The organism is Roseateles sp. (assembly GCF_031397715.1).
Taxonomy (GTDB): Bacteria; Pseudomonadota; Gammaproteobacteria; order Burkholderiales; family Burkholderiaceae_C; genus Paucibacter_A.
This window is the reverse complement of sequence record NZ_JANNMI010000237.1, coordinates 1-7,666: the sequence shown is the minus strand read 5'-3', so window position 1 is coordinate 7,666 and position 7,666 is coordinate 1. Positions and strand designations below refer to the sequence as shown.

At 64.4% G+C, this 7,666-nt stretch carries 6 protein-coding genes and 1 pseudogene; 5 read left to right on the top strand and 2 right to left on the bottom strand.

The features are described from left to right. Window positions 1–488 (top strand): sensor histidine kinase (locus RMO57_RS10250; RefSeq protein WP_310386295.1); only part of this gene is annotated, 488 nt, incomplete at its 5' end. A gap of 7 nt (window positions 489–495) precedes the next feature. On the opposite strand, the gene ispF is transcribed toward RMO57_RS10250, so the two are convergent. Together ispF and ispD are read right to left on the bottom strand one after the other, a co-directional pair. Beyond that, window positions 496–999, bottom strand: coding sequence for a 2-C-methyl-D-erythritol 2,4-cyclodiphosphate synthase (gene ispF, locus RMO57_RS10245; protein WP_310386293.1), 504 nt, complete (start codon window positions 997–999; stop codon window positions 496–498). A 24-nt stretch (window positions 1,000–1,023) separates the two neighbouring features. Continuing rightward, a complete protein-coding gene (ispD, locus tag RMO57_RS10240) occupies window positions 1,024–1,740 on the bottom strand; it encodes a 2-C-methyl-D-erythritol 4-phosphate cytidylyltransferase (RefSeq protein ID WP_310386291.1) in 717 nt (238 codons plus the stop codon). A gap of 34 nt (window positions 1,741–1,774) precedes the next feature. Between ispD and RMO57_RS10235 the strand changes: the two genes are divergently transcribed. The 4 genes and pseudogenes from RMO57_RS10235 to RMO57_RS10220 form a co-directional block, all read left to right on the top strand. Then, window positions 1,775–2,815, top strand: coding sequence for an RNA methyltransferase (locus tag RMO57_RS10235; protein WP_310386297.1), 1,041 nt, complete (start codon window positions 1,775–1,777; stop codon window positions 2,813–2,815). 66 nt (window positions 2,816–2,881) lie between these two features. Beyond that, window positions 2,882–6,340, top strand: a complete 3,459-nt coding sequence (mfd, locus tag RMO57_RS10230; RefSeq protein ID WP_310386290.1) for a transcription-repair coupling factor — start codon at window positions 2,882–2,884, stop codon at window positions 6,338–6,340. Window positions 6,341–6,352: 12 nt separating this feature from the next. Continuing rightward, on the top strand, window positions 6,353–7,057 hold the full coding sequence (gene serB, locus RMO57_RS10225) for a phosphoserine phosphatase SerB (protein WP_310386289.1): 705 nt from the start codon (window positions 6,353–6,355) through the stop codon (window positions 7,055–7,057). 82 nt (window positions 7,058–7,139) lie between these two features. Next, window positions 7,140–7,666: pseudogene (locus RMO57_RS10220) on the top strand (hypothetical protein); the annotation flags it as partial.

Genomic DNA, 7,666 nt, shown 5'->3' with positions numbered 1-7,666 from the left:
TCATGGACTACGCCCGCCCGTCCGAGTTGCAGTTGCAGCCCTTGCTGCTGGGCGAGCTGGTGGACCGGGTGGCGCAGGGCTTTCGCGAGCCCCAGCAGATCCTGATTCACAACGGCGTGCTGTCCGACCTGAAGGTTTGGGCCGATGACACCGAGCTGGGTCGGGTGCTGCTGAATCTGTTCGAGAACGCACGCCGCTATGGCCGCAGCGGTGACGGTGCCGCCCAAGTTGAGGTGACGGCCAGCCTGAGCGGCAACTCGGTGCACCTGCTGGTGCGCGACTTTGGCCCCGGCGTGCCGATGGACAAGCTGTCCAAACTGACCACGCCCTTCTTCCGCGGCGACGCCGCCCGCACCGCCGCCAACGGCGCCGGTTTAGGGCTGGCCATTGTTGAAAAATCGGTGCAGCGGCTGGGCGGCCAGCTGGAGATCGGCAATGCCGAGGGCGGCGGCTTGTTCGCGCGAATCTTGCTACAGAAGGCGGCTTGACGAGCCCTCAGCCCTTGGCCAGCAAGCACACCGCCTGCGCTTCGATGGCCAGGCCCTCGCCGACCGGACCCATTTTCTCGGCCGTCTTGGCCTTGACATTGATTTGACCCAGCTGCAGACCTAACACTGCGGCCAAGCGGGCTCGCATCAAAGGAATATGCGACGCCATCTTGGGTGCCTGCGCCTTGATGGTGCTGTCGATATTGACGATCTGCCAGCCCTCAAGGCGCACGCGCCGGTAGGCCTCGGCCAGCAAAACCATCGAATCAGCGCCCTTGAACTCGGCCGCGGTGTCCGGGAACAGCGTGCCGATATCGCCCAGCGCCGCCGCGCCCAGCAGCGCATCGGTGATGGCGTGCGCGAGCGCATCGGCGTCAGAGTGGCCGAGCAGGCCGTGTGAGTGCGGGATGTTGATACCGCCCAAAATCAGCGGCCGGCCCAGCACCAGTTGATGGGTATCCCAGCCTTCGCCGATGCGGATATGGGGGAGTTGGGTTTGGATTGGGGTCATGGTGTGGGCAGAACTCAAAATAATCTATGGATTTTTCAACAAGCGCTCGGCCAATGCGAAGTCCGCTGGCCAAGTCACCTTGAAGTTCTCGATCGAGCAGGCCACCAGCAAGGGGCTGTGTCCCAAGGCCTCGACCGCGCTGGCCTCATCGGTGACGGCATTGCCTGCATGAGCGAGCGCCGGCAGCAACAGCCCAAGGCGGAACATCTGCGGCGTTTGCGCCGCCCATTTCTCGGCCCGCGAGATCGTCGATGCCACCCGCCCCTGGTTTGAAGCCTTCAAGGTGTCGGCCAAGGGTTGGGCCAGCAAACCCCCGACTTCATCGGGCTCGCAAGCGGCGATCAGGCGCTCGACCCACTCGGGGCGCAGCAAACAGCGCGCCGCGTCATGCACCAGCACCCAGTCATGCGGCTGGGCGCCGCGAGCGATCAATTCACGCAGGCCGTTGGCGACGGTCTCGGCCCGGCTGGCGCCGCCGCAGCGGGCCAGCCAGCAGTTGTCGCCCTTGAATTCCGGCAGCGCCGCTTCGAACCAATCATCATCCGGCGCCAGCACCACCAGCGTGGCGGCAAGACCCGGCACCCGCGCCAGCGCGCTCAAGGTGTGCGCCATCATCGGGCGCCCGGCCAGCGGCACATATTGTTTGGGGCCGTCGGCGCCTGAGCGGCTGCCGATGCCGGCAGCGGGCACCAGGGCATAACAGCGTGGCTGCACGCCTACCGTGTAATTGTTCTGACTCATCATCGCTTGATTCTAAAATGCGTGGCTGATGCCCATGCAAATCCAAGCCCTGCGCCAGCGCCTGCGCGACCTCGGCGCCAAGCCCGAACACGAACAACGCGTGCTGCGCGACTGGGTGCAGGTGCGCTGCCGCGACGCCGGCCGGCGCCGGCCCGGCAATTACCTGCCCTTGGCCCTGCGTGAGGCCCTGCCCCAGATCGAGGCCGAGCTGCTGGGCCTGACGCGTTTGATCTCCAGCCACCCCGGCGAAGACGGCTCGGCGCGCCTGCTGGTCGGGCTGCAAGACGGCCAAACCGTGGAGTCGGTGCTCTTGCCCAGGGACGGCCTATGCGTGTCTTCGCAAGTCGGCTGCGCGGTCGGCTGCGTGTTTTGCATGACGGGGCGTGAGGGCTTGATCCGCCAAGTCTCCAGCGCCGAGATCGTCGCGCAAGTGACCTTGGCGCGCAGCCTGCGGCCGGTCAAGAAAGTCGTTTTCATGGGCATGGGCGAGCCGGCGCACAACCTCGATAACGTCATCGACGCCATCAATTTGCTCGGCAGCGAAGGCAATATCGGCCACAAAAATTTGGTCTTCTCCAGCGTCGGCGACCCGCGCATCTTCAGCCGCCTTTTGGAAGGCCCGGTCAAGCCGGCGCTGGCTTTGTCGCTACACACCAGCAAGGCGGACTTGCGTGAACGCCTGCTGCCGCGCGCGCCACGCCTGACGCCGGACGAGTTGGTTGAACTCGGTGAAGCCTATGCGCGCGCCACCGGCTACCCGATTCAATATCAATGGACGCTGCTGGACGGCATCAACGACAGCGCCGAGGAGTTGGACGGCATCGTGCGCCTGCTCAGCGGCAAGTACGCGCTCTTGAACATGATTCCCTACAACACCATTCCTGACCTCGAATTCAAGCGGCCAAGCTGGGAGAAAGCCGCAGCGATCGCCCGCCAGCTGCACCAGCGCGGCATTCTGACCAAACTGCGAGATTCAGCGGGCCAAGATGTGGACGGAGGCTGCGGGCAGCTGCGCGCGCGGGCACTTACCGGCAGCATGCCCGTCAAGTTCCACGCCCAGCGACCCCACAACTGACAAGGCTCGCGGGGCTTGCCTACAATCCGCGCAGCCCCGCTCCGGGGCTGTTCCTATTTGTGCCCCATGCAGCTCCCTCTGATCACCCCCGGTAAGAAATTCACGCAAGCAAGGCCCACCGGCTCGGCCGACGCGCTGCTGCTGGCCCGCTTTGCCGTGCAGCAAATGGCCGCCGGGCGCATCACCGCCATCTTCACGGCCGAGCCGGGCGATACACAGCGCTTGGAAGACGAGCTGAAATTCTTCGCGCCGCAGTTGCGCGTCGGCGTCTTCCCGGACTGGGAAACCCTGCCCTATGACACCTTCAGCCCGCACCAGGACCTGATCTCCGAGCGCCTGGCCACACTCTGGCAGCTGCTGCAAAGCCGCGGCAAGCCGGCGGATCAGCGCGAGCTGGATGTCGTCTTGCTGCCCGCCGCAACGGCGCTGACGCGCTTGGCACCGCCGAGCTTTTTTGCCGCCACCACCTTCAACTTCAAGCAAAAGCAGCGCCTCGACGAGGCCGGCCTGAAGTCGCAGCTGACGCTGGCCGGCTACTCGCATGTGTCGCAAGTGGTGTCGCCGGGCGAGTACGCGGTGCGCGGCGGCCTGATCGATCTGTTCCCGATGGGCTCGCTGGTGCCTTACCGGGTTGACCTGTTCGGCGACGAGGTCGATTCGATCCGCACCTTCGATCCCGACACGCAGCGCAGCCTCTATCCGGTGCCTGAGGTGCGGCTGCTGCCGGGCCGCGAGTTCCCGATGGACGCGGCGGCGAGAAAGGCCTTTCGCTCGCGCTGGCGCGAAAAAATGGACGGTGACCCGACCCGTTCGCGCCTCTACAAAGACATCGATCAGGGCATCGCCACCGGCGGCATCGAGTACTACCTGCCGATCTTTTTCGAGCAGACCGCCAGCATCTTCGAGTTCTTGGGCGAGCAATGCGCGCTGGCCCTGCACGGCGAGGTCGACGAGGCGCTGACGCGTTTTTGGACCGACACCCGCGAGCGCCACCGCTTCTTGCAGCATGACCCCGAGCGGCCGATCCTGGCGCCGGAAGAAATTTTTCTCAAGGTCGAGGAATTTTTTGCGCTGACCCATGTGCATCCGGTGTTGGCAATTCGAGGCCAGGAGCCGGTCGACTATGCCCGGCCGCTGCCCGACGTCAGCGTCGAGCGCGGCGCGCAGGAACCACTCGCTCGCCTCGCCGCCCACCTGAAAGCCACGCCGCACCGGGTCTTGCTGCTGGCCGAAAGCGAAGGCCGGCGCGAGAGTCTGCTGGAACTGCTGCGCGACAACAAAATCGATCCGCCTTCGGTCGCCAATCTGGCGGAATTCGAAGTTAGCACCGAGAAGTTCGCGATCACCGCTGCACCGTTGGCGGCCGGCTTCTTCTGGTACGAGGCGGAACAACAGATTCAGCTTTTCACTGAAACCGAGCTGTTTGCGACCACGCCGACCACGCGCCGGCGGCGCAAGCAAGAACAGGTCTCCGACGTCAACGCACTGATCAAGGACCTGTCCGAGCTCAAGGTGGGCGATCCGGTGGTGCACAACAACCACGGCATCGGCCGCTACCAGGGCCTGATCAACATCGACATCGGTGACGGGCCGAGTGAATTCCTGCACCTGATTTATGCCGATGAGGCCACGCTTTATGTGCCGGTCGCGCAGTTGCACCTGATCAGTCGGTATACCGGCGTGTCGGCCGACGAAGCGCCGCTGCACCGGCTCGGCTCCGGACAGTGGGAGAAGGCCAAGCGCAAGGCGGCCGAGCAGGTGCGCGACACCGCCGCCGAGCTGCTCAATCTGTACGCCCGCCGCGCCGCCAGAGAAGGCCACGCGTTCAGATACTCGGGGCCGGACTACGAGGCCTTTGCGGCCAGCTTCGGCTTTGAGGAAACGCCCGACCAGCGCGCCGCCATTCACGCGGTGATCCAGGACATGATCAGCCCCAAACCGATGGACCGGCTGGTCTGCGGCGATGTCGGCTTCGGCAAGACCGAGGTGGCGCTGCGTGCGGCCTTTGTGGCCGTGATGGGCGGCAAGCAAGTCGCTATTCTGGCGCCGACCACGCTGCTGGCCGAGCAGCATTACCAGAACATTGCCGACCGCTTCGGCAAATGGCCGGTGCGGGTGGCCGAGATGAGCCGCTTTCGCTCCGCCAAGGAGATCAAGGCGGCGATGGCCGGCCTGGCCGACGGCACCATCGACATCGTCATCGGCACCCACAAGCTGCTCAGCCCGGATGTGAAGTTCGCTAGGCTTGGCTTGTTGGTGATCGACGAAGAACACCGCTTCGGCGTGCGCCACAAAGAGCAGATGAAGGCGATGCGGGCCGAGGTGGATGTGCTGACGCTGACCGCCACGCCGATCCCGCGCACGCTGGGCATGGCGCTCGAAGGTCTGCGCGACTTGAGCGTTATCGCGACGGCGCCGCAGCGGCGTTTGGCCATCAAAACCTTTGTACGCGCCGAGAGCAATGGCGTGATCCGCGAAGCGGTGCTGCGGGAGCTCAAGCGTGGCGGCCAGGTTTACTTCCTGCACAACGAGGTCGAGACGATCGAGAACCGACGCCAGAAACTGGCCGAGCTGGTGCCCGAGGCCCGCATCATCATTGCGCACGGCCAGATGCCGGAGCGCGAGCTGGAGCGGGTGATGCGCGAGTTCGTCGGCGGCAAACACAATGTGCTGCTGTGCTCGACCATCATCGAAACCGGCATCGATGTGCCGAGTGCCAACACCATCATCATGGCGCGCGCCGACAAGTTCGGCCTGGCGCAGCTGCACCAATTGCGTGGCCGGGTTGGCCGCTCGCACCATCAGGCCTATGCCTATTTGCTGGTGCCGGACATCGAGGGCCTGACCAAGCAGGCGTCGATGCGGCTGGACGCGATCCAGGCGATGGAGGAGTTGGGTTCGGGCTTTTATCTGGCCATGCATGACCTGGAGATTCGCGGTGCCGGCCAGATGCTGGGCGAGAACCAGAGCGGCAATATGATGGAAATCGGCTTTCAGCTCTATAACGAGATGCTGGCCGAGGCGGTGCGCGCGCTCAAGTCCGGCAAGGAACCCGATCTGCTCAGCCCGCTGGCGGCCGTCACCGAAATCAATCTGCATTCGCCCGCGCTCTTGCCCGACGCCTATTGCGGCGACGTCCATCAGCGCCTGTCGCTCTACAAGCGCTTGGCCTCGGCCGAAAAGAGCGAGCAGATCGACAAGCTGCTGGAAGAAGTCACCGACCGTTTCGGCAAGTTGCCCGCCCAGGGCCAGACCCTGTTCGACACCCACCGCCTGCGCGTGCTGGCCAAGCCTTATGGCGTGGCCAAGATCGACGCCGCGCCGATGGGACTGAACATCAACTTCCGCCCCAACCCGCCGATCGACGCGATGCGGGTGATCGAGCTGGTGCAGAAGAACCGCCACATCAGATTGGTCGGCAACGACAAGCTGCGCATCGACAAAGCGCTCAGCGACCCCAAGGACCGGGCGCAGGCGATTCGAGAGGTGCTGAGGTTGTTGGGGGCACCGATCAAACAAGACTGACCGAGCTTCAAGATGACAACTCAAGATTTGGTAGTGCAAGGCTTCATCCCGCCCTTGGCAATGGCCGACTTCAAACTCGCCGCCTTCGATATGGACTCGACCCTGATCAATATCGAGTGCATTGACGAGATCGCCGACGCGGCGGGCCGCAAGGCCGAGGTGGCGGCGATCACCGAGGCGGCGATGCGCGGAGAGATTACCGACTTCAAGGACAGCCTGCGCCGCCGCCTGGCCTTGCTGAAGGGCGTTCCCGTCACGGCGCTGGACGAGGTGCTTCAGTCTCGCCTGCAATTCAATCCCGGTGCCCGTGAGCTGTGCGCAGCCTTGAAGGCCGCCGGCATCAAGCTGCTGCTGGTGTCGGGCGGCTTCACGTTTTTTACCCGTTATGTCGCGGCCGAGTTAGGCATGGATTTCGTGCGCAGCAATGAGCTGGAAATCATCGACGGCCTGCTGACGGGCGGGCTGGTGATGCAGGACTGGGGCGATATCTGCGACGGCGAGGAAAAGCGCCGCATGATGCTGCAGTGCGCGGCAGAAATTGGCTGTGAGGCCAAGCAGTGCATCGCCGTCGGCGACGGCGCCAACGACCTCTTGATGATGGGCGCGGCCGGCTTGTCGGTCGCCTTCCACGCCAAGCCGCGCGTGCGTGAGCAGGCCATGGTGGCCATCAACGCGGGTGGGCTGGAGCGCTTGCTGAGTTTGATCAAAGCCAGTTAGACGCGCTCAAAGCTGACGTAGGATGAAGCGGTTAGTCCAAGCGAGGTTCCCACCGATGCCCGATCAAGCTTCCCCGCCTGCCATGTCCGCAGCACCCGCGTTGGCGCCCGAGCTGTTGGTCAGCTCCTTGGACAAGGCCAGCCTCGGACTGGTTTGGGTGGACGAAGCGGGCGCAATTCAGCATGCCAACCAGTACTTCCGTCAATTCAGCGTCGCCGCTGATTATTTGCATCAATGCTTTCAAGACCTCAGCCCCGAGCGCTGGCAGGGCTTGTTGCGCCAGGCGGGGCCGGCTGAGCTCCGGCAACAGACGCTGCTGCTGCAACTGACTTTGGCCCAAGGCGGGCAGCGCAGCTTTGAGCTGCAGTTCCAGCCCATGCCTGAGACCGAATCCAAGCTGACCTTGATGCTGCTGCGGCCTATGGATGAGCGCAATGAGCGCGAAGCGGTGTCGGGGCTTCAGCATGATGTGCTGGAGGCAGTGGCGCTGGGGCGGCCGCTGCCGGTGGTGATGGACCTGCTGTGCCGGCGCGTCGAAGCGCTGGCGCCGGATGTGATCTGCTCGGTATTGGCGGTGGACGAGGCCGGCCTGCTGCGGCCATTGGCGGC